The 26,464-nt window shown below is 41.7% G+C and carries 28 protein-coding genes; 12 read left to right on the plus strand and 16 right to left on the minus strand.

What is annotated here, in order from left to right; translation table 11 throughout:
• Positions 1-113: 113 nt before the first annotated feature.
• The 4 genes from ACYVFA_RS19230 to ACYVFA_RS19245 all read right to left on the minus strand — a co-directional run bounded on the left by ACYVFA_RS19230 (position 114) and on the right by ACYVFA_RS19245 (position 3,541).
• The gene (locus ACYVFA_RS19230) at positions 114-335 is read right to left on the minus strand and encodes a hypothetical protein (RefSeq protein WP_460473478.1); all 222 of its coding nucleotides are present in this window, start codon (positions 333-335) and stop codon (positions 114-116) included.
• Complete coding sequence (locus ACYVFA_RS19235) at positions 332-949, minus strand: hypothetical protein (RefSeq protein ID WP_460473479.1); 618 nt, start codon at positions 947-949, stop codon at positions 332-334. Before ACYVFA_RS19235 ends, ACYVFA_RS19230 begins: the two co-directional genes overlap by 4 nt.
• Before the next feature lie 57 nt (positions 950-1,006).
• Complete coding sequence (locus ACYVFA_RS19240; protein ID WP_460473480.1) at positions 1,007-2,002, minus strand: tetratricopeptide repeat protein; 996 nt, start codon at positions 2,000-2,002, stop codon at positions 1,007-1,009.
• A gap of 648 nt (positions 2,003-2,650) precedes the next feature.
• Positions 2,651-3,541, minus strand: a complete 891-nt coding sequence (locus tag ACYVFA_RS19245) for a DMT family transporter (RefSeq protein ID WP_460473481.1) — start codon at positions 3,539-3,541, stop codon at positions 2,651-2,653.
• Positions 3,542-3,633: 92 nt separating this feature from the next.
• On the opposite strand from ACYVFA_RS19245, the gene ACYVFA_RS19250 reads away from it, so the two are divergent.
• The 4 genes from ACYVFA_RS19250 (at position 3,634) to ACYVFA_RS19265 (ending at position 8,552) form a co-directional block, all read left to right on the plus strand.
• On the plus strand, positions 3,634-5,046 hold the full coding sequence (locus tag ACYVFA_RS19250) for an aminotransferase-like domain-containing protein (protein WP_460473482.1): 1,413 nt from the start codon (positions 3,634-3,636) through the stop codon (positions 5,044-5,046).
• Positions 5,047-5,177: 131 nt separating this feature from the next.
• A complete protein-coding gene (locus tag ACYVFA_RS19255; RefSeq protein WP_460473483.1) occupies positions 5,178-6,146 on the plus strand; it encodes an alpha/beta hydrolase in 969 nt (322 codons plus the stop codon).
• A gap of 728 nt (positions 6,147-6,874) precedes the next feature.
• Complete coding sequence (locus tag ACYVFA_RS19260) at positions 6,875-7,306, plus strand: hypothetical protein (RefSeq protein ID WP_460473484.1); 432 nt, start codon at positions 6,875-6,877, stop codon at positions 7,304-7,306.
• 280 nt (positions 7,307-7,586) lie between these two features.
• A complete protein-coding gene (locus ACYVFA_RS19265; protein ID WP_460473485.1) occupies positions 7,587-8,552 on the plus strand; it encodes a polysaccharide deacetylase family protein in 966 nt (321 codons plus the stop codon).
• A gap of 98 nt (positions 8,553-8,650) precedes the next feature.
• On the opposite strand, the gene ACYVFA_RS19270 is transcribed toward ACYVFA_RS19265, so the two are convergent.
• The 3 genes from ACYVFA_RS19270 to ACYVFA_RS19280 all read right to left on the minus strand — a co-directional run bounded on the left by ACYVFA_RS19270 (position 8,651) and on the right by ACYVFA_RS19280 (position 10,730).
• Complete coding sequence (locus ACYVFA_RS19270) at positions 8,651-8,944, minus strand: hypothetical protein (protein ID WP_460473486.1); 294 nt, start codon at positions 8,942-8,944, stop codon at positions 8,651-8,653.
• A gap of 101 nt (positions 8,945-9,045) precedes the next feature.
• Positions 9,046-10,041: a hypothetical protein gene (locus tag ACYVFA_RS19275; protein ID WP_460473487.1), complete on the minus strand. Its 996-nt coding sequence runs from the start codon at positions 10,039-10,041 to the stop codon at positions 9,046-9,048.
• Positions 10,042-10,061: 20 nt separating this feature from the next.
• On the minus strand, positions 10,062-10,730 hold the full coding sequence (locus ACYVFA_RS19280) for a DUF6915 family protein (protein ID WP_460473488.1): 669 nt from the start codon (positions 10,728-10,730) through the stop codon (positions 10,062-10,064).
• 64 nt (positions 10,731-10,794) lie between these two features.
• On the opposite strand from ACYVFA_RS19280, the gene ACYVFA_RS19285 reads away from it, so the two are divergent.
• On the plus strand, positions 10,795-12,519 hold the full coding sequence (locus tag ACYVFA_RS19285; protein WP_460473489.1) for an SBBP repeat-containing protein: 1,725 nt from the start codon (positions 10,795-10,797) through the stop codon (positions 12,517-12,519).
• 80 nt (positions 12,520-12,599) lie between these two features.
• Here the strand turns inward: ACYVFA_RS19285 and ACYVFA_RS19290 are convergent, their stop codons facing one another.
• Positions 12,600-13,547, minus strand: coding sequence for an AraC family transcriptional regulator (locus ACYVFA_RS19290; RefSeq protein WP_460473490.1), 948 nt, complete (start codon positions 13,545-13,547; stop codon positions 12,600-12,602).
• Positions 13,548-13,825: 278 nt separating this feature from the next.
• Here ACYVFA_RS19290 and ACYVFA_RS19295 point away from each other — a divergent pair, with 278 nt between their 5' ends.
• The 4 genes from ACYVFA_RS19295 to ACYVFA_RS19310 all read left to right on the plus strand — a co-directional run bounded on the left by ACYVFA_RS19295 (position 13,826) and on the right by ACYVFA_RS19310 (position 16,686).
• Positions 13,826-14,869, plus strand: coding sequence for an NAD(P)-dependent alcohol dehydrogenase (locus ACYVFA_RS19295; RefSeq protein WP_460473491.1), 1,044 nt, complete (start codon positions 13,826-13,828; stop codon positions 14,867-14,869).
• A 127-nt stretch (positions 14,870-14,996) separates the two neighbouring features.
• Complete coding sequence (locus ACYVFA_RS19300; RefSeq protein WP_460473492.1) at positions 14,997-15,404, plus strand: putative quinol monooxygenase; 408 nt, start codon at positions 14,997-14,999, stop codon at positions 15,402-15,404.
• 38 nt (positions 15,405-15,442) lie between these two features.
• Positions 15,443-16,207: a Rossmann-fold NAD(P)-binding domain-containing protein gene (locus ACYVFA_RS19305; RefSeq protein WP_460473493.1), complete on the plus strand. Its 765-nt coding sequence runs from the start codon at positions 15,443-15,445 to the stop codon at positions 16,205-16,207.
• 56 nt (positions 16,208-16,263) lie between these two features.
• Positions 16,264-16,686 carry a response regulator gene (locus tag ACYVFA_RS19310; RefSeq protein WP_460473494.1) on the plus strand — a complete coding sequence of 141 codons (423 nt, stop codon included), beginning with the start codon at positions 16,264-16,266 and terminating at the stop codon, positions 16,684-16,686.
• Between the two features lie 9 nt (positions 16,687-16,695).
• Here the strand turns inward: ACYVFA_RS19310 and ACYVFA_RS19315 are convergent, their stop codons facing one another.
• On the minus strand, positions 16,696-17,172 hold the full coding sequence (locus ACYVFA_RS19315) for a response regulator (protein WP_460473495.1): 477 nt from the start codon (positions 17,170-17,172) through the stop codon (positions 16,696-16,698).
• Between the two features lie 292 nt (positions 17,173-17,464).
• Between ACYVFA_RS19315 and ACYVFA_RS19320 the strand changes: the two genes are divergently transcribed.
• Complete coding sequence (locus ACYVFA_RS19320; protein WP_460473496.1) at positions 17,465-17,944, plus strand: response regulator; 480 nt, start codon at positions 17,465-17,467, stop codon at positions 17,942-17,944.
• A 213-nt stretch (positions 17,945-18,157) separates the two neighbouring features.
• On the plus strand, positions 18,158-18,592 hold the full coding sequence (locus ACYVFA_RS19325) for a response regulator (RefSeq protein WP_460473497.1): 435 nt from the start codon (positions 18,158-18,160) through the stop codon (positions 18,590-18,592).
• A gap of 96 nt (positions 18,593-18,688) precedes the next feature.
• On the opposite strand, the gene ACYVFA_RS19330 is transcribed toward ACYVFA_RS19325, so the two are convergent.
• Positions 18,689-19,555 (minus strand): nucleotidyltransferase domain-containing protein, encoded by an 867-nt coding sequence (locus ACYVFA_RS19330; RefSeq protein ID WP_460473498.1) that lies wholly within the window; start codon positions 19,553-19,555, stop codon positions 18,689-18,691.
• Positions 19,556-19,765: 210 nt separating this feature from the next.
• Between ACYVFA_RS19330 and ACYVFA_RS19335 the strand changes: the two genes are divergently transcribed.
• The gene (locus ACYVFA_RS19335; RefSeq protein ID WP_460473499.1) at positions 19,766-20,956 is read left to right on the plus strand and encodes a multidrug effflux MFS transporter; all 1,191 of its coding nucleotides are present in this window, start codon (positions 19,766-19,768) and stop codon (positions 20,954-20,956) included.
• Positions 20,957-21,257: 301 nt separating this feature from the next.
• On the opposite strand, the gene ACYVFA_RS19340 is transcribed toward ACYVFA_RS19335, so the two are convergent.
• The 6 genes from ACYVFA_RS19340 to ACYVFA_RS19365 form a co-directional block, all read right to left on the minus strand.
• Positions 21,258-21,395, minus strand: coding sequence for a hypothetical protein (locus tag ACYVFA_RS19340; protein ID WP_460473500.1), 138 nt, complete (start codon positions 21,393-21,395; stop codon positions 21,258-21,260).
• A 53-nt stretch (positions 21,396-21,448) separates the two neighbouring features.
• Entirely contained in the window at positions 21,449-21,670 is a 222-nt protein-coding gene (locus ACYVFA_RS19345; protein ID WP_460473501.1) for a hypothetical protein, read from the minus strand.
• A gap of 979 nt (positions 21,671-22,649) precedes the next feature.
• On the minus strand, positions 22,650-23,210 hold the full coding sequence (locus tag ACYVFA_RS19350; RefSeq protein WP_460473502.1) for a DUF1003 domain-containing protein: 561 nt from the start codon (positions 23,208-23,210) through the stop codon (positions 22,650-22,652).
• A 260-nt stretch (positions 23,211-23,470) separates the two neighbouring features.
• Positions 23,471-24,010, minus strand: coding sequence for a helix-turn-helix domain-containing protein (locus ACYVFA_RS19355; RefSeq protein ID WP_460473503.1), 540 nt, complete (start codon positions 24,008-24,010; stop codon positions 23,471-23,473).
• A 166-nt stretch (positions 24,011-24,176) separates the two neighbouring features.
• The gene (locus tag ACYVFA_RS19360) at positions 24,177-25,700 is read right to left on the minus strand and encodes a terminase large subunit domain-containing protein (RefSeq protein WP_460473504.1); all 1,524 of its coding nucleotides are present in this window, start codon (positions 25,698-25,700) and stop codon (positions 24,177-24,179) included.
• On the minus strand, positions 25,681-26,217 hold the full coding sequence (locus ACYVFA_RS19365; protein WP_460473505.1) for a hypothetical protein: 537 nt from the start codon (positions 26,215-26,217) through the stop codon (positions 25,681-25,683). Before ACYVFA_RS19365 ends, ACYVFA_RS19360 begins: the two co-directional genes overlap by 20 nt.
• Positions 26,218-26,464 lie beyond the last annotated feature (247 nt).

Genomic DNA, 26,464 nt, shown 5'->3' on the forward strand with positions numbered 1-26,464 from the left:
GGCCTATATTCGTCCGAATAAGGGCGTGTCACGGATAAACTCAGCAATCTTTCATAGAGATTAAATTGCTTGTCTAACGACTTCTGCCAATAAATAGAAACTGCCGCACCAGACTACGGCAACTTCCCCAATAAACCCTTTAATTGATTTAAAAAGAGCGTCGGCTCCTCCCGATGAATATAATGCCCAGCCTGAGTGGTAGCCACATGAGTAAAGTCAGTCACGCCTTGTTTCAGAAGCTCATGCGCATTGTACCAATCCTGTCGGGTTTTGTGGTAGGTTGCGTCTGCGGCATTATTGGCTGCATCGTGTCGGGCCAATAAAAAGCGCTTCAACGGTAGTGTTCATTCTCTAGTTTTAATTCCATACCCACGGCGATTGATACAAAACTGATAGGTTTGCTGGCATAAGCGCTAATCAGACCGAATAGACGGGGTTTTTGAAAATCAGAATAGATTTTGAATGAAGAGTTTAAGCATAAGGCGCTTTTGATACGGTAGCGGTCAATCGTATAAAATGTACTGAAAAAAGTATCGTGATATTTGAGTATCGGATATTTATATTGCAAAAGACCTAATCCGCCCGAAATACTCATGTTTTGTCTGACACCTAATTGCCGACCGATATTAGCCGAAAAAACATTGACTTTCTGCACCGCTTTGGTCTTAATCCAGTGGCCCACTTTAAAGTCAGGCTTGTCATGGTCTTTGAAACTTGTTTTATAGATTTCTAAACCGCCAAAGGTTCTGTTCTTGTAATAGTAAATGTCAACACCCCCTGCAAATCTACCCCCATACCCATACGTATCCTGATTTTTCCCAAAACTCACACCCGAGTAAATAGAAGTCAGTAAATAGGATTTATCAGTACGCAGGGTATCTGAGGCGGCTAGCGCACCCGTTAGTTTCAAAAAGAAAAACGATAATAATAGGTAGATTCTGTATTTCATAAATTTTTAGTCACCGATAAAATCTTATTTCACAAAACAGTTATTCATTCCTTTGTTTTATAGCGGATGTAAATGATCTCTTGTCCAGTTGTTGCGGTCGATGATTGATTTTAGCCTGACTTTCTCGTTCTTCATCACTTCGCCAAAATTTAGCTGGTCTATTAAGTCATAAGTATTCAATACGGCTTCTCTGAACCAGGGCATTTCCATGGTGATGTTTAAAAGTTTTACAAAGCCTTTTAAATAATCCTGTTTTTCAATTAAATGATAGGCGTGTTGCGACCGGAAATGTGGGCTATAATAAAATTCTTCTCCTGCCCAATCCCAGTTTTCCTCGGTTGCGGTTTTGTCCTCTTTTAACCAGGAAGCCGCATAAATCGGTGAATTCAGGATGCCATTGTAGCCCCAGATTTCATACATATGTAAACTCGGCCCATCCTTCGGCTTATATTCCCTCACAATTTCATTATAGATGTCGTGCGCTTCTTTGGCTTTATTTCTGAAATGATAAATATCGGCTAAGTTAATTTTTGCTCTCTTATGATTAGCGTCTATCTGCAAGGCTTTCAGTGCATTGGCTTCTGCTTCTGAATAGTTTGCCAGAACAAAATTGGTTTTTGCCAGAGATGCCCAGTAATCGGCACTTTTTAAATCTTCTTCTGTATGTTCAGTATCGCCAAGCTTCTTGGCGTGTTCTGCTTTCCGGTCATCTACAAAGCGCTCCATTATTTGCCACAGCTTTAAACGGGGGCCTATGAGCTGGTCGAATATGGTATAAATGATTCCACGTCTGTCGGCCAATGACTGAACCGTCTGCCATACCTTAAATTGCTCTGAGAAAGTTTTCGAAAGCGGTTGAAATTCGAATAAATTGATTTCAGCACTTGAGGCAGATAAGTATCTCGGAAAAAAAGAATGAATTTCTTTCTCAAATCTTTCTTCGTCGGCCTGTGATTGTTGGACAGGTTGGTTGTCAGCCTGTGATTTCTGGATAGGTTCGGTCTTATCAGAATTATTGTTTTTTTTACTTTTGAAAAAGTCAAATAGCCCCATAGTTGCAGTTGTTTTTTTGTTAGGATTGTTTATTGAAATAGCTGGCGAAGCAGCAGTATGCAAATATAGCCAAAGCTGATCAATTGAAAATAACTTTCTAAAGGCTTTGTAAAGTTTGGCTAAAGCCAAATTGGATTCTAGCAATTTAGTAACCACCAGCTAAAGCTGGCGGCAATTGAATCAATAGCCCCCAGCTTTAGCTGGGGTAACAAGAAAAAAACATCTATATTGGCTTCAGCCAAACTTTTTAGTGGCAAATGGAAGTTTTCCCAAGTCTACGATATTATTTATTCTTATAGAAATAATCGATTGAATAAATATCCCCTATCAGAGTTTGTTTCCCGTATCAGCAATAGTAAGATATTTTTTAAACTGAGAAAATCTACGCAAATAGGCTGCGTATAGGCTCATTTATTTTGCGCAATCGTTAAAAAATTTGCCAATGGCCCAAGCCCGATTGTTAACACTTACAGCGCAGAAGATGACGTGAGCGCGCAGAAAATATTTCCGGGGTTTTCGGAATGAGATTTGAATTGTGTTTGGTATTCGGTATTCGGTATTCGGTATTCGGTATTCGGTATTCGGTATTCGGTATTCGGTATTCGGTAGGGGTTCAAAATTTTGAACCCCTACAATGGTTTACAACTATCACCTCCCAAATCTCTTTGTAATTACCACACACAAAATCACACCTACAATTACGCCTACCATACTCATACTTACCACTTCATGCAAAAGTGTTGAGGCCAGCATTAATCCGAAAAATGGTTGGAGCAATTGTAGTTGCCCTACACTGGAGATGCCCCCCTGAGCAAGCCCGCGATACCAGAATATGAAGCCAATGAGCATACTGAATACAGAAACATAACCTAAGCCAAACCAGGCCGCCTGACTCACCTGTGCCGCTGGCGACGGATGCAGCCAAAGCACGAGTGGTATCATCACTGGCAATGAGAGTACCAATGCCCATGAGATTACCTGCCAGCCACCCATCGTTTTTGAGAGTCTAGCCCCTTCGGCATACCCTAGTCCACACACAACGATGGCCAATAGCATCAAAGCATTGCCTATGGGTGAAGTAGAAACGCCTTGTGCTACGGCATAGCCGATTACCAGTAAACTACCGATAACCGAGAAAACCCAGAATACCGGATGAGGTCTATCACCACCACGCAGAACCCCAAAAGTAGCCGTTGAAAGCGGCAGCATTCCCATAAAAACAAGAGAATGTGCCGAAGTAACATATTGCAAAGCCATAGCCGAAAGCATCGGGAAGCCCAGAACAACGCCAAAAGCTACAATGCCTAAAGATACCATTTGTTGGCGGTCAGGGCGTTTTTCTTTAAAATAGAGCAGCAGAGCCAGTGCCAATACTCCGGCAATAGTTGCCCGTGCCGCTGTTAAAAATACCGGAGACATATATTGCACGGCTATTCTGGTGGCAGGCATTGAGCCGCTGAAAATGATTACGCCTATCAATCCGTTAATCCAGCCGCTGGTGGTGTTTGCTGTGAGTTTGGTTGTACTTACGTGAGTCATAATTTTCTTTTTTTTTGCAAAATTATAGCAATGCCTTTAATGAATACAGTACCAGTTTTGTGTATTTTGATGGATACAGTTATATTTGCCACATGAATAAAGATTTTCTGTATAACGAAATCGCCAATGGCATTGCCTCTCAAATCAGAAGCCGGATTTTAAAGGCCGGAGACCGCCTGCCTTCTGTACGAACTTTGTGCCAGTCGCACGGCATCAGCATGAATACCGCCAAGCGGGTATTTCTGGAACTGGAGTCTCAATCATTGATTGAATCGAAGCCGCAATCGGGGTATTTTGTGAGTGCCTTGCCCTATTTCAAATTTCCGCTTCCTGCCGTAAGCCGCCCTTCGGTGACAGCGCATGAAAACGAGCCGGAAGAGCTCATCAGTCGGGTATATGCCAATATGGGTCGGGAAGACCTCGCCCTATTCTCGATTGGAGTTCCTTCAGGGGCTTTGTTGCCGGCAGCCAAACTGAAAAAAGAACTGATACTGGCTTCACGTATACTCAAAAGCGGTGGCGCCGAATATGAATTATTGCAGGGCAACACCAAACTACGCCGGATGATTGCCGTTCGTTCTTTAGGCTGGGGAGGCAATCTGCATGAAGATGATTTAATTACTACCAGCGGCGGCATGAACGCCTTAGCCTTCTGCCTGATGGCGCTTGGCAAACCGGGAGATACGCTGGCGCTGGAAAGCCCGTGTTTTTCGGGGACTTTGCAATTGGCGCGTAGCCTGGGCTTAAAAGTTCTTGAACTACCCACGCATCCTACCACCGGAATAGAGATAGAAGCATTGAAAAAACTGGTCGATAAAATAGATATTTGCCTGCTGGTGCCCAATTTCAATACGCCGTTGGGTAGTTGTATGCCCGAAGAAAACAAAAAAGCTGTAGTAGAACTGCTGGACAGGCACCAGATTCCGCTCATTGAAGACGATATCTATGGCGACCTTTATTTTGGCCCTCACCGCCCCAAATGCTGCAAGGCTTTCGACACCACCGGCAATGTGTTGTGGTGTAGCTCGGCCTCCAAGACCCTCGCACCTGGCTATCGGGTAGGGTGGGTGGCTCCGGGCAAGTATAAAGAGCAGATATTGAAGCTAAAGCTCGTACATTCTATTTCTTCTGCCTCCATCAATCAGGAAGCAGTAGCCAATTTTCTGAAATCAGGCAGGTATGAAAACCATCTGCGGCAGCTTCGGCGTACTTTGCAAGACAATTACCAAAACTATGTCAATGCCATAGCCGAGTATTTCCCTGAAGGAACCAAGACAAGTCGCCCGCAAGGAGGCGTGGCTTTATGGGTAGAGTTTGATAAGCACATCAATACCACCGAACTCTACGACATGGCCATCAAACACCACATCAGCATTGCTCCCGGCAGGATGTTTACGCTTCAGAACCAGTTTGAAAATTGTATGCGGCTTTGCATTGGTTTGCCGTGGTCTAATCAATTGAAATTCAAATTAAAAGAACTGGGCACATTGGCAAAGATGCTTTGAGGGAGATTTTGATTGCAGAAAGTTTGTTTCATTCAGCTATTGTATGCGCTTTATTGCTAAAAATTGCTGTGTTACTTGTAAAACAGCAATTATTTCATTTATTTTTGTACATAACCTAAGCACATCTGTTAATGAAAAAAATATTGAAAAGGACTATGTATATTCTGCTATTTCTGATAATTGGCCTCCTGACAATTGGATTGATACTGGCTTTTCTTCCCGACGAATCAAGAACCCATCATGTAGGCATTACTCCCGAAGAAGCGGCCAAACAAAGAGAAAACTACGCCGAACCGCACGAACTATTGACTACTACCGACGGCGAAACGCTGTTTATCAGAAGATGGGACCCGGATAGCCTTGTGGCAGCTAAAACAGATATTGCTGTATTGATTTTTCATGGCATTACGGCTTATAGCGGCGCGTATGATAATGCCGGAAAAACCATAGCCGCAGGCGGTTTTACCACCTTTGGGCTGGATTATCGCGGGCATGGTTTATCAGATGGAAACCGGGCGGATAGTCCCGGCAAAGAGCGGTTTACGGCTGATCTGGTGGAAGCCGTGAAGTATATCAAAGGCTTAGGGTTTCCGAGAGTGGTTGTGTTGGGGCATAGCCTGGGTGTGGTATCGGCTATCACGCTTGCCAATGCAGTGCCGGATGAGCTCACAGGGCTGATTCTACTTTCTGCGGCTTATGAAAGACGAAAAGAGGCCGAAGTAGTTGCGCTCTCCACTTTTCAGAAAGCCAAAATTATTGCCAGTTCCATCCTTCGCCCCTCACATCAGGCGGTTGAGTATTATCGTGAGGGCATGGTGGTTTCTAAAGACCCTTTGTATAATTATCGGTATACGCTTCGGTTTACTACCATGATACCTGTAAAAGACCTGAAAATCAAGCAGGATATGCATATTCCGATTATGGTCGGTATTGGCGATAAAGACGAGTTGTTTACGGTTGAAAAAGCCAGAGAAATGTATGACCGTATTCCGGGCAATCAAAAAGAATTTATCGTATTGAAAGATATGTATCATGCCAGAATCCCGACCGAAAGCTGGGAAGAATGTGTAAAATGGCTGGATAAAACTTTTGTGAAATAGCCCACTGCGTAGATAAGAAAGCCCACCGTGTCACCCCTATACTCGCACTAGAAAGGGGGTGGCACGGTTAGCATAGCCAGACTTTCGAAGAAAAACAGGGTTTAGAGAATCAATTGAAAATGAGTTATTTGGGCTAGCTCAATTCTTCATAAACAACAATTGCCCTATCAAAATTTGAGAGGGCACATAGCAGAGCACTTGCAGAGCATATATGAGAGCACATAGGAGGGCATATATCAAAGCACTTGCAGAGCACCTATGAGAGCACTGTGAGTATATATAAATAATATAAATAAAATAAATTACTGAATTAAAAACTGTATAACCGGCGGTTTCGGTTTTTTGAAGGAGGTTTTTTTTTAAAGCAAAGTATATGAGATAACATCCCTACGGCGCACCGTTTGGCTAATCGCAACCCCACACCCTAAATCCCTCCGCAGCGGCGGCCGCTCCCCAACAATGGAGAGAGGGACTTTTAGCCCTTCTCCATTGTTGGGGCGGACGCCGCACGGAAGGGTTAGGATGGGGTGTTTTTTTTAGATGGTATGCCGTAGCGATATTATTTCATATACTCTGCTTTTAAGCCAACCTTCCCCCCAAAGCACCGCTCTAGCCACAACAGTATGATTTTAGCATAAACCTTTCCGAATACTTTGAAAACCCAAGCTTAAGTCGGAAATTTAGGAAATGCTAGGTATTGAACATTAATCCACATAAACACTATTGCTATGAACGAAGAGAAGGAGACGCCCAGTCAAAAAAAGAGCTGCAAACCTAAGGCTATTGGCAGAGGTATTACTGAGCATATAGCTGACTACAACCAGCAAGCCTATCATTATTGCCTCTTAGGCGCAACCAATGAGACCCTTACGCAGTTTTTCGGGGTATCTGATACTACCCTCAAAAAATGGATGAAACCTGTGAGAAAAGCGAAATTAATGGCTGATATGCAGGTAGCCAGAAGCCTGTATAAAAGAGCGGTGGGCTATACTTTTCAGCAGATAATTTCGGAGGCTAAAAGTGTGCCCGTTTCGGTAAAGGTTGGTGACGTGGACTCAACCTTTATGGATGATAGTACCAACGGCTTGCAGACTATCAGAGTAATTACGCGAGAAGTGATACCTGATGTGAAGGCGCAGATATTCTGGCTTAAGCGATAGATACCGCCAACAATCAGTTAATTAAACTTCAGCAGATAGCTACTGATTATTATGGTAAGACGAGTGCCCCTGTCACTACTTCTTTCTGGGTGTATGGGATTGCGTATCAGAAATAAAATGCCAGAATGGGAAGTTATGTAGATTTTGGGATTTTACCCGATACTAATAGCTGAAAGGGATATGCAATACAGCAGCACAATAAAATAATAAGGCGTTTATGAGCTATCTGAATTTATATCCCTATACTTTTGCCTGATAAAAAATCAACCCAACAAAATTTATGACTAGGCTTGCCGTTTTTCTGGTTTCAGTAGCCATTTCTCTACTGACTTTTAGTTACAAGAGCAATTTTAACAATCAGCATAATACAAGGATTGTTAGCCCACAAAATGAAAAACCTACCATTGCTTTTACTTTTGATGATGGACAGACTGACGCTGCGGGTGGTTATCCACTGAAAGTATGGAATGAAATGTTGCTGGGACATCTGAAAAAACATCAGCTCAAAGCGATTCTGTTTTCGTCAGGCGCCAATAAGTCTACACCGATGGGCAAATATGTGTTATCATCGTGGAATGATGCAGGGCATAAGATTGCGAATCATACCTTTACGCATCCTAATTTTAATAGCCCAAAAACAACACTAGCAGCGTTTGAGGCTGAATTGATGAAGAATGATTCTATCATTAAGCATTACTCAAACTATTATAAATATTTCAGATTCCCGTACTTAAAAGAGGGAAATACGAAAGAGAAAGTGGATGGATTCAGGGCATTTATGCAAGAGAAAGGCTATAAAAACGGCTATGTAAGCATTGATGCCTCTGATTGGTATATCGCAGGCCGACTGGTAAAACGATTAAAAGAAAACCCAAAGGCTGATGTATCGGGTTTCAGAGAGTTTTATAAAAGTCACTTGTTTGATAGAGCTACTTTTTATGATTCACTGGCTTATCAAATAGCTGGCCGACGTATCAATCATGTGATACTCTTGCACCATAATCTGGCCGCAGCCCTTTTTCTTGATGATTTGATTAAGCATTTCAAAGCCAATGGCTGGGAAGTTGTTGACGCCGACAAGGCTTTTCAGGACCAAATATATGCGCAGGTTCCTACTAATATTCCGGCAGGAGAAAGTCTGATATGGGCATTAGCCAAACAATCGGGCAAATTTGAAAAGGTTCTTCGTTATCCAGCGGAGGATGGGGAATATGAAAAGCCGATGATGGATAAGCTGGGGTTGTGATACCAGGAATTAAAGGATAGATTTGATAAGAGAAAAACCTCTGAGTGCTTAACCGTGGCACGGCCGTTCTCGGACGAGGATAGCCGTGCCACAGTGGATTATTTGTTCTTTTTTAAGGCCTCTTTAGTCTCTTCATAGACTTCGTCATATTCCTTTTTCTCATCACTTTCGATGGTTGAGCCGATTGCACCCCCGATAACCAGACCCAATGGCCCCGCTACAATGGTGCCTACCACTGCACCGATTACCGCATTCTGTGTGGTATTTGAGTCCGGCGGATTAGGTGTATCATTGACGGCATCTTCTACGGCTTTCCGGGTATTTGTATTGATACCCTCATTATGTTTTTCGACTTGTTCTTTGATGAACTCTTCTTTTCCTGTCTGTTTCATTGTTATAAAAGTTTTGTGTGATACTGCTATAACTCATAAAACAGGAGGGATGTTTCGGGAATCTATAAGAAAGGTAATAGCTGATTGTATCATCGGACTATCTAAAAAGTACCTCCATCCGAAAAATAGTTTGCCACTTTTTGTCCATCAATTTCCGAAATCACCTTATAAATTTCAAAAGGCTTTACTTTCAATAAATTAATTAGTCCGAGGATTTCTTCTGGCTTAGCTTTGTCGATAGTAGGGAATTCTATTTCATAATATTCATCTCCTTCTTTAAGTGCTTGCAAAGATTTGACTTTCTTCAATTTGGCTAATATCGTTTTCTTGTTTTCAGGTGTGATGGTTCCAACATTGAATGCAATAGTTTTGCAGTTTTCTAAAAAAATCATCAATATCGTATGTGCGTCAGACCATTCTCCCATGGCGGTTTTGCCAAGAAAATTATTTTCCGGAAATTCATGCAGACATTCTAAAAAAACAGTAAGTGCAAAGTTATGTGCCTCATCAATTGATGGAAATCTTGCCGTTTTTCTACCCTCGGGTGGGTTATTAATCAGATAAAACCCTTTATACGCAGTTCCGTTGATATATGGTGTTCTTGACTCAAGTATCTTTTCTGCTTTTAATTTTTCAAAGACTTTTTTACCCCAGAACTCATAGTTCATCTTTATATACACATCCTCTTTAAGGTTTTTATATTCCAGTATTTTATGAAAACTTGCGCCGATAATCTCCAGAATTTTAGCTATCTCGTCATGAGATGCTCCCCATGGCAACGATGCCTCCCAGTAAAACATTGAAGCATCATCACCATAAACGGCTTTTTTGTAATTATCAAACCAACCCATTGATTCGAAATAGTTGATTACTTTTTGTTGTGTTTCAGCATATCTATCCTCATAAAAATCTGTCAGGTCTCTGAGGAAATCGTAACTCCCCATATTTTTGAGAGAAGTAACATCAGCTTTTACCAAAGCTTTCTGCGCTTCTTCATACGTTTCGTAGAGACCAACCGACGAGGCAAGCCCTATTGGAACATACCATTCATCTGTGTACATAAAACCCATTTTGTGTAAACTATACTTTGGAGCCATGTTAATGATTGTTGGGTGTGTTAGTTATCAAAAAGTTTACTTGTTTTCTTTGCGCTTGCCGGATAATCCGCACCGTTATCCATCCACATCTCAAAATTCATGCGGTTGAAAAAGGTAGAAGGAGCGATTGAAAAAGATTGCAGCAGCATTTTTCTGGGAAATATCTTCGGCACCATCTCATTAATAAACCAGCTATTGTGGGTAATGAGTAAAGATTTGATTTGGCCTGTATTATTCAGTGGCGAGAGCAATAGTTCGGCCAGTTCTTTATCATCCTTATAATCCTCATAAAACTGCTTGATTATCTCCAGATCATTGGGGTCATTATCGATAGCCGAAACAAAGTCGCTGAGGGTAGGAATAAACCTGAACCGATAATCCGGTAGCACATGGTCTTGTTCACACAGGTCTTTTACATTTACAACTTTGCCGTCGGAGTTCTTGAAATACTGTCCGAATACGGGGATCACTACACGTTTAATGCCCCACATGGTGTGCAGAATGCGATGCCGGTTATCACTACAAAGTTCTTTGGTTGAGTCGATGAAATCGTGGATAGGAAGGTAGTCTTCAATCTTACCGCCCCGGTTTCTGACGGATATTTCGGAATGTATATAGGCGTTCACGTAATTACTGAATGTTTGCTGAAAGCACCAGGCTTTGTCTTTTTTAGTCGTCTGAATGAGCATGCAATTTAAGAAAACATTGCCTGAATTACAAGAGGATCAGTAACATATAATGCCTTTGAGAATCATGAAACTTTACGTGATTTTTACCTTAAAATCACAATTTAACCATAGAATAAGGTTCGGTAATGGATTTAAAGCAGATGCCTCTACCTTTGGTCAAGTCAAACAAGTGATGATTAACCAACAACTCATATTCAACGCAATGACTAAATATCTGCTTCTGTTTTGCTTCTGTATAAGTTTGGGCGCAATGGCGCAATCAACTACTATCACAGCGGGTAGCACCGGTTCAGTGAGTGTACCTAAACTTTCTTACGACCAGATACTGGCTATTCCCAATCCTCAGGCAGGCATGATGGCTTTTGATAGTACCTTTAAATGTCTGAAATATTATGATGGCAACAAATGGCTGTGTACCTCTCAGACTGATAATGGTGCAGTAGGCTTTGCCTGGAAGAAAACCATCTACAACAATGGGCTAGAAAGCGCCATTTCATTAACTGTCGATTCGCAGAATAATGTGTATATGACCGGTAGTGTCGGGAATGGTGAAGTATTGTATGGATATATAGTCAAGTTCTCGCCCAATGGTAATTTGATCTGGCAATATACCGATCTCTCTTACCAGTCAAATATTTATGGCGACATTGTAGTTGATGAGAACTCTCAGGTTTATGCTTTATGCAATACCAGTTTCAGATATAGTAATATGGCCGTCCTGAAATTAGATGCCAATGGTAATTTACTCTGGCGGAAAAATGGATCAGGACAGATGGGTTCTTATCGATATGCCGAAAACATCTACCTGGATAACAACAAGAATGTATATGTAACAGGCAGATTTTCGACTAATTTAAATATTGACTCTTTTTCACTGACAGCCCCTCTCGGATATGAGGGCTTTGTAATGAAACTAGCCAATGATGGCACGACTTTATGGCTTAAATCTACGAAGAATGCCTGGCTTAGTAAAGTATCAAAAACGGGCGAATGCTATTTTGCCGGACATTTTACAGGGGCTGTCTCTTTTGATGCGACTAATTTAAATTCATTAGGTGATGAAGATATTCTTATCGGGAAATATAATAACGATGGAGCCCTCGCGTGGGTAAAGAGTGCAGGTGGCACAGGTACGGATAAAGCCAATGCCATTGCCGTTGATAACGCCGGAGATGTATATGTAACAGGCAGTTTTTCAGGGAATGCCAATTTTGATACTACACCTGTCAATGCAGTGGATGCCGAAGATTTCTATATAGTAAAATATGGAACGGATGGTTCGTTTCTCTGGCTTCGTAATGGCGGAGGTATCGGAATTGATAGTGGGATGAAGATTGAAATCTCTGCAGCCAATCAACCTGTCGTATTAGGAGCGGCTACTAGTAATTCATTGACTTTTTACCCGAATCTTGTACTGAATCCATCAAAAAGTCCGAGTAATTTTCTGATAAAATATAATGCTGATAATGGCAATATTACATGGGCAAAGGTGATTGAAGATGCCTTAGATTTCAGAATTAATTCGTCGGACGAAATATATACCTGGTACAATATTGCGGGCACACAAACACAGCCGCAAGGTTTCCAACACACCATTAACAAATACTTGGGTAATGGCACATTTGTGTACAGACAATTCAATGGAGGTATTTTAAAAGACTTTGCTTTCGGCACAGACAAACACTTTTTCTATGTCGGAAACTTTGCCGATACTGTTCACATAGGCACAAGTACCTTAACTTCTACAGATATGTGGGGAGATATGTTCATCAGCCACTGGATGGATTGATAGGCAAGGTGTATACCTACTGTGCCTATGCCCACCGTGTCACGGCTAACCTCGTCCATAAACGGCCGTGGCACGGTATCCTAATCATCAAAAGCAACTGAAAGTGGCGAACGCCTGAATTCATTAGGCGTTAAGCCTACGTATTTCTTGAAAAACTGGCTGAAATTAGGCTGGTCAGCAAAGCCGATAATCTGGCTGATTTCCAGCAATGTCCAGTTGGTTTGTATCAGCAGGGCTTTACTTTCTTCCAGCAAACGGTTTTTGATAAGGGTACTGATGGGTTGCCCCGTATGCTTCTTTACCAATCCATTCAGGTAGTTCGGATTCAGATTCAATCTTTCGGCATATTCCTGTGCTGTGCGTATCCGGATAGGATTATCCGGGTTTGCCAGATTGGTTTCTTTTTCCAGCAATTCAAAGAAATCATGCACGTGGCTATAATCATTCGTCACTTCTCCGGTAGGAGCATAATCATTCCCTTTCAGACTCTCAATCATCAGGAGTTGAAGATACGCCTGCATCGCTTCTTCGGCCAGTTCTCCACCAGAAGCGGCTTCTGTTCTCATTTGTGAAAGTAAGCCATGAATAGCGGCTGTTGATTGTTCTGAAAGTCGGAGGATTTTCTTCTCAGTAAAGAATTTATAGCGGTCAATGACAAACTTTAATGAGGGGTGCTGCTCTAAAAAACGCCTTTTGAACAGACAGAAAATACCACCTCCCAAAGTTGGATTGGCATTGCGCCAGCAGACAATTTCGTTCGGATGCAGAAACAGAATAGTCTGGTCGTCGATGAGATACTGATGTTTTCCCATCGTTTTTACTCCTGTTCCGCTAGTCATGAGCATGATTTTATAAAAGTCACGGCGATTGGGTGAGAGGTAATTATCACAGCCACTTTGCTCACGGTCTACAATTTTAATATTCCAGTCTTCGTAATACAATCGGTTTACCGGAGTAGTACCCGGTGGTATTATCGTAGGCAAATCATACACCATGGTTATAGGTGTAGCTTCACGGCGTGTTTTCATAGTCAGGAGAGAAAATCTTTTTATCGTATCAGAGAGTAAACGGGCTAAGCCATACACTTTCTGTTTATTAATAGCTGTCTTTAATAAAATAACGCCCAATTAAGTAGGATTAGTTCTAAATGGGCCATAATCAATACTATTTTCTGAAAAATGTGATTTTCATAAAATCTTCTTTGATTTTGCTATAACGTCTTTGATTTTGCACTAATACTTTTGTGGTTGTATCAGAGTAGTTCGTTTACTCATGATTAATTTCAACATAAAAAACACGACTCAGTATGATAGCTACAAAAGGCTATGCAGCACAAACAAATGCTTCAGATTTAGCTCCCTGGGAGTTTCAACGTCGTGAGGTCGGGCCACACGATGTGCAGTTTGATATTCTCTACTGTGGTGTCTGCCATTCAGATCTCCACCAGATCAAAGACGATTGGGGGCCGGGTATTTTCCCGATGGTTCCGGGACATGAGATTGTCGGTAGGGTAGTGGCAGTAGGAAACCATGTCAAAAAATTTAAGGTAGGCGATTTAGCCGGAACAGGCTGTATGGTAGACTCGTGTCGTACTTGCGATTCTTGTCAGGCGGGTCTGGAACAATATTGCTTAAACGGCAATAGCTGGACTTACAATGGCACCGAACAAGACAAAAAAACACCTACTTATGGTGGCTATTCTAATACCATCGTAGTGCATGAAGACTTCGTTCTCCATATTGCAGAAAATTTGGACTTAGCAGCAACTGCGCCATTGCTTTGTGCCGGAATCACTACTTATTCGCCTTTGCGCCACTGGAAAGTAGGAGCGGGGCATAAACTGGCCGTATTAGGATTAGGTGGACTAGGACACATGGGTGTAAAATTTGGTGTGGCTCTTGGGGCAGACGTAACCGTTCTAAGTACTTCGCCAAGCAAAGAAGCCGATGCCAGAGAATTGGGTGCACATCATTTTGTAGTAACCAAAGACCCTGAGCAACTGGCTAAGGTAAAGGGTAGTTTTGACTTTATTCTGGATACTGTATCGGCCGAGCATGATTATCAGCTATACCTTTCTTTATTAAAAGTAAACGGCACACATATTTGTGTAGGTGCACCTCCGACACCTGCATCTGTCAGTGCCTTTAGTTTGTTGGCTGGCCGTAAAAGTCTGGCAGGGTCAAGTATCGGTGGTATTGCCGAAACGCAGGAAATGCTTGATTTCTGCGCTGAAAAGGGCATCGTTTCAGACATTGAACTGATCAATATCAAAGACATTCACACAGCCTATGACCGTATGCTAAAAGGTGACGTTCGTTATCGCTTTGTGATTGATATGGCAACGCTATAAGGAATTGAGTGATTCATTATGAATGTTGGATTGGCAAATATTTTAATTGCCGATCCAACGTTCATAATACTAAATATGAGATTGAGACTGGATAGGTCTAATCTCTCAAATATTTAATCTCCCTATTATGACCTATAAAAAAATCCTTCTTTCTATTCTGACACTCGCTATGGCTCATTCATACTACACCGCTGTTGCTCAGCAAAAAGACATGATGGTGCGGATAGCAGAAATCGAGATATACCCTGATAAACTCGTTGAATATAAGGCAATTCTGAAAGAAGAAGCGGCCGCCTCTGTAAAAATAGAACCGGGTGTTTTATGTATTTTTCCGATGTCTCAGAAAGAAAACCCGACACAAATCCGGCTACTGGAAATCTATGCCAGTCGTGAGGCTTATGAAGCTCATATCAAATCTCCCCACTTCCAGCATTATAAAACAAGTACCTTATCGATGGTAAAATCATTGAAATTGGTAGAAATGAATGCGCTGGATACAGAAACCATGAAAGAACTGTTCTTGAAGATGAAATAAGTAGAACCCCGGTGGTACTAAAGAAAAATAGCAATTACATGGCCAGAATATTCATTACAGGCTCAGCCGATGGGCTGGGGCAGTTAGCAGCAAAACAGTTAATCAAAGAAGGGCATCGGGTAGTTTTACATGCACGCAATGCAGAACGGGCGAAACACACGCTGGCACAAGTGCCAGAGGCAGAAGAAGTATTAATAGCCGACCTGTCAAGTATGAAAGAAACCAAAGAACTAGCCGCCCAGGCAAATACGCTGGGCACTTTCGATGCCGTCATTCATAATGCAGGGGTTTATCGCGTACCTAATAATAGTGTCGGTGCAGAGGGCTTGCCGTTGATTTTCACAGTCAATAGTCTGGCTCCATATATTCTGACCTGTATGATGCACAAACCTGAAAGACTCATCTATATGAGTTCCGGTATGCACTTACAAGGTAATCCGGGCTTGGATAATCTGCCGGCAAACCTTCAGGCAAAGGTGGGTTATATCAGCTATTCAGATACCAAGCTGCATGAGGTAATGCTGTCGATGGCAGTGGCCCGTAAATGGACAGAGGTATATGCCAATGCGGTTAATCCGGGCTGGGTGCCAACCAGAATGGGTGGAGCAGGGGCACCTGATAGTCTGGAAAAAGGTTTTCAGACACAGACATGGCTGGCAGTGAGCAATGAAGCAGAAGCCTGTGTTAGCGGCCGCTATTTCCACCATAAAAGACAAGCCCGTTATATGCCGGAAGCCGATAATGCGGCCATGCAGGATAAATTACTTAAGATATGCGAACAGTTGACAGGCGTGAGTTTATGAGATTTATAAACTATTTGGCCTGATGATAGTTATAGTAGAAATAAAGCTACATTGCTATGAAAACCCGCCCTGTTTTGTTAATAGAAGATGATGCCGACGATAAAGATATTCTTCATGAAGTATTGGTAGAATTAAAACTCCCTTACGAAGTGCTCTGGTTTAAAAATGGCCCTTCAGCCTGGCAATACCTGACAACCACTACTGAACAACCCTTTGTTATTTTGTGTGATATTAACCTGCCGTTTCAGAATGGGATTGAATTTAAAAGGCAGATAGACGAAAACCCCGAATTGCGGAAAAAGAGTATCCCCTTTCTTTTTTATTCTACTTCCGACAGTCAGAAACTGGTCAATGAAGCCTATACGCAATTAACGGTTCAGGGATTTTTTAAGAAGCAATATGACTTTGAGGAAATCAAGAATCATATAAAAATCATTCTGGACTATTGGGCGATTTGCCGACACCCTAATGCCACTTAGGGTAAGTAATCAGGCTCTTTGAAGATTTCTTTCCGACAAGAAATACAACTCTTTTTTAGGCGTGAAATTCTCTTTCCAATCCTGTTTCAATACTTTATTAACCAACTTCAACAAATTCGATCCCTCGTTAGGTTTCAACACATACAGGTTAGCACCTGCATAATAAGTCTCTTCAATTTCGGCATGCGCAGACGAAGTGCTCAGAATAATACACGGAATAGATTTATATGATTTATTGGTTCGAATCTGCTTCAGGCATTCTTTGCCATTCATCTTGGGCATATTCAGATCCAGGAAAATAATATCAGGTTTGCTCACTGCCTCATGTAGTTTTTCAACGGCAGCTTTTCCATTGCTCACAATAGTAAGTTCTGTCGGGAAAGGCAATTCTGAAAGCGCATCAGAGAAGAAGAACTGGTCGTCTTCATCGTCTTCTGCCAGCAGAACTTTGATAGGGTTGTAATTGTCGGTTAATACGTATTTCATAGATAAAGCATTTTACATTCCGGGCGATGGTTCAAACACATAGCCGAGGCACAGTTTGTATACATTAATATCAGCCAATGGTGATTTTGTAACTTGCCAAATGAAAAATATAAGCATGGCCCTTTAACTACCGCAGACCAAGACGCTTTTGCTAATCGTATGCCCTCATTAATTCAGGATGATTAAACAAATGCCTTTTTAAAAATTAAATAATATGCCTGTATAAATCAATATATCTGATTAAGGTGTATCTTTAAATAATTAAAACCTTAAGCCCTTAAACGTTTATTAAATGTTGTTTAATAAAACATCACCCGTCAATATTTTACTGGCTGAGGACGACGAAGATGATTTATTCTTTTTTACCGATGCACTTACCACGATTCTGACCAACATTAATTTGATAACGGTTAATGACGGAAAAGAATTGATAAAAACCATAGAAAAGCCCGGCGACGAAGTTCCCGATATTATTTTTCTGGATTTGAATATGCCACGCATGAACGGCATCGAGTGCCTGACCCGAATCAGAAGCAAAGCGCATCTACAGAACGTACCTTGTATCATCATGACCACCACCGACTCACAAGAGGAAGTCAATAAGGCTTTCAAGGCGGGGGCTAACCTGTTTCTGATTAAACCTGCCGAATTTGATGGCTTAAAGAAACTGATTGAAAAGATATTAACCGTTGATTACCGATACTTCTTCCCTCCAAACAGGAATCTGTTCTTCTTCAACGAACACAGTTTTTTAAGAGAGAAGTTTCAATAAACACCCTGTCTGACGACAGGTTGTTTGTTAAATGGGCATTGCGCAAGTTTAAAGATATTTTAAAACAAAAACAGCGGCAATGAGGTTGTGTAACTGAAAGTTGATAGCAAAACGAAAAATTGTATATACTGGTCGCTCAATTTGTCAGGAAAATACTTTTGCTTTGTAAACCTTTTTTAGGATAGTGCTATTGTATACCTTTAAAACATGAATATGATAACGAGACCCATTCTGCTGATAGAAGACGATATTGATGATAAGAATTTTCTGGAAGAAGTATTTGAAGAACTGGAAATCAAGAACCCCCTGGTCTGGTTTGATAACTGCAACGATGCCAAGAAGTTTATTTTGTCTACCGATGACCAGCTTTTCATTATCCTCTGCGATATTAACTTACCCCGCCAGAGCGGTATAGAGCTGAAACGGGAAATAGACGCCAGCGATCGCCTCCGCGAAAAGAGCATCCCGTTTATCTTCTACACCACCACCGCTAATATGGATTATGTAAGAGAAGCCTATACCCGGCTGACGGTACAAGGGTTCTTCCAGAAAAACCACGATTTCGAAGCCACCAAACGAGACATCAAACTCATCATGGATTATTGGTCTGCCTGTGTGCATCCCAATTCAAAGGCGGATTATGCGTAAAAGTGCTAGTATAAAAATTGCGAGATTTTGCGAGAATCTCGCAATTTTTATATTCCACCAAATAAGATACTATTCCTAGGCAAGAGTGCTGAACTTCTACTTCTTCAAAACATAAACAGGCGCATAAGCTCCCTCTGCCAATTCTACTACCTCAGCAAAAAGCAATTGCAGTAGCACCAGATGATTAGCCAGATGGGTCTTATCAATGCAAAGAATATCCTCAATTCTCCCGCGCAGATCTTCCGGTATCTTCGCCGCTTCTTCCAGTATATCAATGGCACGCTTATCACTAATCGGATAAGTTTCGTTGATAGCAAAGAGCGCCATTGTCAGGTTTTTCATGGCTCTGGCCAGGCTTCCTGCCAGATTATATATATCATGCTTTTCGACATATCCCATCACATGCATAATCGTAAACTCTGTCGACCATAAAGATTGCTGAATAACCGCCTGTTTCAGTTTTGGCGGATATATCCTTATCTGTTCTTTCAGTTGGCTGATGATACCCTGAGGGTCGTATAATGGAATGCATACCTCTGTCTCAGCCAGAAAATAGACCGATGCAAAGCCATAAGGCGGTTGCTGTTCATAATGGTTCTCCCAGATGCCCTGCTGTGCTTTTTCAATGGTCTCCTGTATCTGGTCAATATTTTTATAAAGGAAATCAACCTTGCCACAGGCAGTATTAATCCATGCCCCACCATTTACCCAGGGCCCCCATTCATAAAAACCAGTTACGGTCGGATTGCCGTCTATCGCATATCTCAAAGCTATTTCTTTTACCGCGTCTACCGAAAACGGAGCATTGCCGGCATAATAAATCCCCACATCCAGATCCGACTCGTCGGTTGCCCTGCCTGTAGCATACGAGCCACCTAATACAATGGCCTTTACATGGGGTAAAACTTTTAAGTCGTTAACGATAGCGTCCAGGGTTTGCTGTTTTTCTAGGGGTAGTATCATTTTCTTTTTCAATAAATCCATAGGTAAAATTAGTACTTTTGCCAGACTAACTATTTTATCAGCGGGGCTTTCTGGTTTAATTTTTTAATGTGGCTCAGCCTCAGCTTTGTTAAAAAGGATTTTTAAAAACGGATTAATCCAAACACTTAAAACCCCAGATGAGCAATTCTACAATATTCTGGGTAAATTGCGCCCGCTTAAAACTAACCTATGACCGACCGACGTTTTTTTCTGATTATCATTCTGGGTCTCCTTTCGGCCATCGGGGCTTTTTCGATTGATACCTATATTTCAGGTTTTCCGAGTATCGCTGCCGATTTCAAGGTTCCTATCGATACCGTTTCCTATTCCATTTCCAGCTTTTTTCTGGGCATTTGTATCGGGCAGATGATTTGCGGCCCGCTCCTCGACCGCTTTGGCCGACGCATCCCGTTACTCATTGGCTTGTTTCTCTATACAATAGCCTCCATCGGCTGTGCCGTATCCACTTCTATCGAAATGCTCATCATTGTGCGTTTCTTTCAGGCATTGGGTGGCTGTGTGGGCATTGTTGCACCCCGCGCTATCGTGCGCGACCTTTTTCCACTCAACGAAATCGCCAAAATCTTTTCACTATTGGTGCTGGTTTTAGGTGTTTCGCCCATCATTGCCCCAACCATCGGCAGCTATCTCATTATTGCTTTTGGCTGGCATTCGGTCTTCTGGTTGCAGGTCATTATCGGACTTTCTCTCCTCATTACTGTTTATTTCTTTCTGCCCGAAAGTCGCCCCGGCGATGCTTCCCTTTCTTTGCACCCCAAAGTAGTGAGCGCCAGTTTTTTCAGGATATTTACCAATCCTCAGTTCATCACCTATGCCCTTTGCGGAGCAGCAGTCTCCTCAGGTGTCTATGCCTATCTGGCTGGCTCTGCGGCCGTTTTTATGAAAATATACGGCGCAACCGAACAGCAATACGGCTACATCTTTGGCCTCACAGCCGCCGGACTCATCGGTAGCAGTCAGCTAAACACCCTCGCCCTTCGCAATAAGAACAGCGTCAACATCATCCAGACAGTGCTGCCCATTCAGGCCATATTGGGCTTGCTTTTAGTGGGTTTAAGCCTGTTGCACTTGCATACATTTTATACGATGCTGCTCATTGTGCTGGGCTTCATCAGTTGCCAGGGATTCATCCATCCCAATACCTCGGCCTTATCTTTAACCCCATTCAGCAAAGATGCCGGAAGCGCCTCTGCACTCATGGGTGCCATTCAGATGAGCTTCGGTGCCTTAGCCAGTGCGCTGGTAGGCTGGTTGGGTGATGGCACAAACCTCCCGCTAACGGCCATCATGGCCTGCTGCCCCCTGCTAGCCTTGCTTATTTTTGGTGCAGGGCGATTGGCTGAAAGGAGAAAATCCTGATTGTATGGATTGTTACTCGTAGGGGTTCAAAATTTTGAACCCGTTTTATATTCACAGTTGAATATAAACAACTACCCATCACCTAATAAACCCCCAGATCATACCTCGGCTTCAGCTCAAACAATTCGCGCATCATAAACATATCCATCAGATCGGGCGATTGGTTGTTGAGCATGATTTTCATAAATGATATTTTATAGAATATCTGCCTAAATTCAGGACTGAGCCCTCACAAAAAAAGGTAGCTTTTCTCAAAGCCACCTTCTGTGTTAAAGTAGTTCTATATGTTATTTCCAACCTGCTATCGCTTAAGTCTTGGAATGGGCGTCGGCATTTCAAAAGCCTTGGTTTGACTATCGAGCTTGTAGGCAGATAATACTTTTGTCTTGTCTACTGCTGCCGTTTTTTTCTGGTCTTTACTCTGTTTATCTTTACTCATATTGTTATTAATTAAAAGTCGTTGTTAATTACTAATGCCTCAAACAGGGCGAATCATTTTCTCTTATAACGGGTGTGTTCAGGCTTTTGGTTGATTGAATCAAAAACCATAATGAGTTCTTCTTTATTCTTTCCAAGTATCAATTGAAGTCTTTCGAGCATATCATCTTTTTGGCCTTCTCTAAAAAACAAATCATCTTCTGTGAGTACCGAAAACTTCTTTAAAAGTTTCGCTTTCTGGATTCTCCATTCCTCTTTTAACTGTTCTCTATCCATTTTTTTATGATTATGGCAAATAAATTTTTGCACCATAAAGTTGAGGCATTTTTGAATAGTTTCTGTTATACAATTATTTTTAATAGTTACATAATTCATACATGAGAGAATCTTGCTACCTGATTTTATCGACAAAAAAGCCACCTAAAAATAAGGTGGCATTTTGGATCAACTAAATATGGATAACCTATGCAATGATACTATTGGGCTGAAAGATATAGACACGGACAGATGCTTATACCAGTAAAGCTCCTACTTGCTTTTAATGGATACTTGAAATTTACTTATTGGGTTACATTAATCAATTACAAAGTTCCTGTTTTTGCGCCCTGGAGTGTTATATAATTTCGTACAATAGTTGCATGATTCACAAATACCTTTTCAATTTCTGAAGTTTCCATAGTAAATCCTTTATATTTATTGTATCAGCAAGCTATTGTAAAATAGCGCTTACCAGTATCTTACTTATAAAAAAGCGGCGTATGAAATGGGGGCAAGTTTTTTATAGACAGCATCGTTTAACTCAATAAAGCGATACATACTTTCATCAGAACCTGCCTATTCTACTTTTTGCTTTGATAAAATAGATTAATCAGGAATTATTTTCTGGATAACTTATTTATAGATTTTTGTTTAAGTCGGGCTTTGCTGATGTTCCGGCATTTATCTGTATAATAAACTTACTTGCTATCTTCCCGACAGCAACGCCTGCTATTATACTTGCTATAATTTTTATTGAGTTTAAAATAACTGCTTCCATAATTTATCCGATCTTTGGTTTTTTAAATAGTTTGTTTGGAAAGTATAAGCTGCGCACCAGGATACTGTACCCGAAGAAAAAGCTATAGCCAGAATAACAGCTAAGGAGTTACTCTCCGCTTTGTTTGTTGGTTCAGCTTATCACTTTATTGATAAGCTACAAAGGTGAGGTTCTTTTGCCTGCGAAGTATTACACAACTCTATAAAAGTATTACATAATTCACACATCTGCTTTATTGGTGTGTTTATCTAACCTGCTTTTTATTTCTTCTAATAAGACAAACTGTTTTTCTTGTGTATCAAACAATGTCTTGATTTGTTTTTCGAGTAATAAGTCTATTTTTTGATTCAAACTCCTGATTTGCATTTCTGCTTTAAGGTTAATCAGGTAATCGTTTTCTGCTCTCATTCTGTCCTTTTCTTCCTGACGGTTCTGGCTCATCATAATTACAGGTGCCTGAAGTGCGGCAATACAGGATAAAATGAGATTCATGAGAATAAACGGATAAGGGTCAAACCTGTCAGATTTGAGGATTATCCCATTCAGCACAATCCAGATGAGCAGAATCACCCCAAATGACATAATGAACTTCCAGCTACCACCGAACCGGGCCACCTTATCTGAAATCTTCTGCCCCTGGGTAAGTATTTCCAGAGGCGGATTCAGCAAGTTATAAATAATGAGTTTTTCGGCTGCAATAGCCTCTTTTACAATTTTGTGTAATTTGTTGAGGTGTGCATTCTCATCTGATAATAGCTGGTCAATTTCTGTCTTATCCATAAATTATTGAGGGAATTTAATAGTTGAGGCTCAAATATATAATCAATCATGTAAGGGTTAACAGTGCAGTGGAATTAATCATCTTCGATAGTTTTGTGCTTAGGGTAAAAGGATCAGAAGGTTTATGAATAAACCCCTTGGCTCCTAATTGATATGCCAGTTCTCTCTGACCGGTATCTGTAGAAATGAATACCACAGGGCAAAAATGAGGCTCTTTTACCTGCCAAGTATTACATAACTCTATAAAAGACTTACATAATTCATATGTCTTCGAGTGGAGTACGCTTTTTATGCTTGAGCGATTTAAAAAAAGAAGGGGTTAGCCCGGTTATTTTTTTAAACTGATTAGAAAGATGAGCTACGCTACTATAATTGAGTTTATAGGATATTTCTGTCAGGTTTAGCTCGTCATAAATCATGAGCTCTTTTACCCGTTCAATTTTGTGAATAATAATAAAATGCTCAATGGTAGTACCCGTAGTCTCCGAAAACAGATTAGCCAGATAAGTATAATCATATTGCAATTTCTCGCTGATGTAATCAGAGTTTTTTACCTTCGGTAGCTCATCTTCATAATGAACCATCTCAATAATCACATTTTTTATCTTTTCTATCAGAATAGCCTTTTTATCGTCCATCAATTCAAGCCCGGCTTTCAGTAGATTAACCTTTAACAGTTTCCGCTGTTGTTCCGAAATTTTGTCTTTTACATCCACCTCGCCCAACTCTATTACTCCGTAATTAAGCCCAAGTTTATCCAGTTCGGCTTTTACCAGCATTTTACAGCGAATGCTCACCATGTATTTAATATACAGTCTCACTTAATGAAGGTACGGAGAATAAAAGAAGAATACTAATATTAATTCAACAGATGGTTGTAGCCTCACAAATACTATAATCCAAAATGCTCTCCAGGCGCACACATCTGAGCTTTTTAGCTGCGAACGGGACGTTCACGCCACAAGACTAATACACCCCCAGATCATACCTCGGCTTCAGCTCAAACAATTCACGCATCATAAACATATCCATCAAATCGGGCGATTGGTTGTTGAGCATCAGCTTCATTTGCTCTTTCGGAATAATCCGCTTTCTGCCGTCGCTGTCTACCTTATCTTTTTTGATGGCCTTGCGCTCGTACATAAAACGTTGCCGCACCGTCATCCGGTCATCATACATCTGTATCGCCACCTGTTCCGAAATCCGGTAATCTCCTTTCGATACCGCATACCCTGAGCGATAATACAACTGCGTTTTCAGATTAAAATAATCTTCTCTGATAATCCTGCCACTGATAGCGTCTTTCACAGGCATCACCGCACCACCGCCATGAAAAGGCATGGCACCGATAATAAACCCATCAACAAACCCGCCCACGCCGTCTGAGTCAAACACAATATTAGTATTAGGCACCTTGTATTGCTGCGCCAGCTGCACAATCGTATCAATCACTTCATTGCCCTTCGATTTATCGATAATCACCAGGTCTTCCAGCGATTTTCCCTCCCAATAGCCCACCACAAATTTGTTCGAGCCCTCCAGCGCAATATCAGCCGTAATATATTTATCAGCGTTGCGGGTCTGGTATAGATTATTGAACACCCCCAGAAAATCTTGATAGCGGTAAATATCAAGGTCTGAAGGCACAAATTTCCAGTTGCCCTTAAAGAGCTGCAACTGCGTTTGCTCATCCTGCGCCAGCAGATTACCGAGGTAGGAGGGGTCATGCTCCAGCAATTTCTTATTATCATAAATTGACCCCGATACGAAACTGATCGACTTGATAAAATGCGCTTTCTGCAATGCCGATTCTCTGATAATATCTTCCAGAAAAAACTTAGCCTGCTCATACACCTCATCAATACTACTACCCCATATATACGTATTCCCTTTTTTAGTGAAATACCTTACCTTTCCATTTCGCTCTGCAATCGGAAAACCATCTTCGCCAATCCACCACTCAATCAGTTTGAACACCCAGCTCTCAGGGTCAGGATTGCACGTAGCCCGCACATAAGGACGAATTCCACACACCGACCGATTGCGCGACAACAGGTAGAAAAACATATGCTCAGTAAAATGAGTCAATTCGTCGAACCCGATAAAAGCAATCTGTGCACCCTGCCAGTCGAGCACATTTTTCTCATGTTCCAGATGCGCAAACTTGATTTTATTTACCCGATGCGCATCTACCTCAAACAACCATTCCAGACTCGACTCCCGCGGCCTCGCCTGCGGGACTTTCGAATAAAGACTCATAGAAGTATCCCACAGCCCGCCCTCGTTCTTCACCTGCGTAGTAGTCCGTCTGAAAACCACCCCACCAAAGCCCGGAACCGTCGTGATATGTTTCAGTGGGTCAAGGAGCAGGCAAAAAGTTTTGCCTACCCCCGCGGCTGCCCCGCCAATCACAATATCCGCCATCGATGCCAGCGCTTTCATCTGATACCCCTTCTGTGGTCTTATCTGCTCAATCGTTCCGGCCGTCATTCGGTAATTCGAAAATGGTTATCGTCGAAAGTTTTTCCCCGCCTGATTTGTGGTCAAGCTCCTGTTTGTCTCTCCACTTTTCAGGCTGACGGTTCTTAAGCCAGAATATCTGCGCCTTCACATCGGGTATCACTTCTCGCGTAATTACTCTGATAGTCTGGAAGCCGTTGGCACTATCATCCATAAAGGTTGAGTCCACGTCACCAACCTTTACCGAAACAGGCACACTTTTAGCCTCCGAAATTATCTGCTGAAAAGTATAGCCCAGCGCTCTTTTATACAGGCTTCTGGCTACCTGCATATCAGCCAGTACTTTCCCACTCTTAACAGATTCCCGGAAACTCGGGTACTTCTTTTTCCATTTATAGATGGTGTTGGCAGATACCTTAAAAAGTTCGGCTAATTCTGCATCAGTAGCCCCCAGCAAGCAGTAGTTGTAGGCTTGCTCGTCAGATTCAGGCGTATAGGTCGTATTCCCTCTACCACCTACATTCACAGGCACTTCTTCTTCGTTCATAGCAATAATTGTTTATTGTGTGGATTTTAATCCAGTAAATTTCGGGCTTTAGCATTAGCTTTCAAAGGGTTTGGGCAGGTATTGCTTAGAATCATACTGTTGGAACCTTATTTTCTGTCTCCTCAGAGTCTCCCGTGTGCGTAAGGCGGAAGTCCAGCAAGGGGACTCTGAGGCAAGAGTTTTTCCTCAATAGCTAAGACCCTAGCCCTCAGAGTCCCCTACATTGCTATTGCTCACGCATACGGGA

It is taken from the genome of Emticicia fontis, assembly GCF_054779675.1.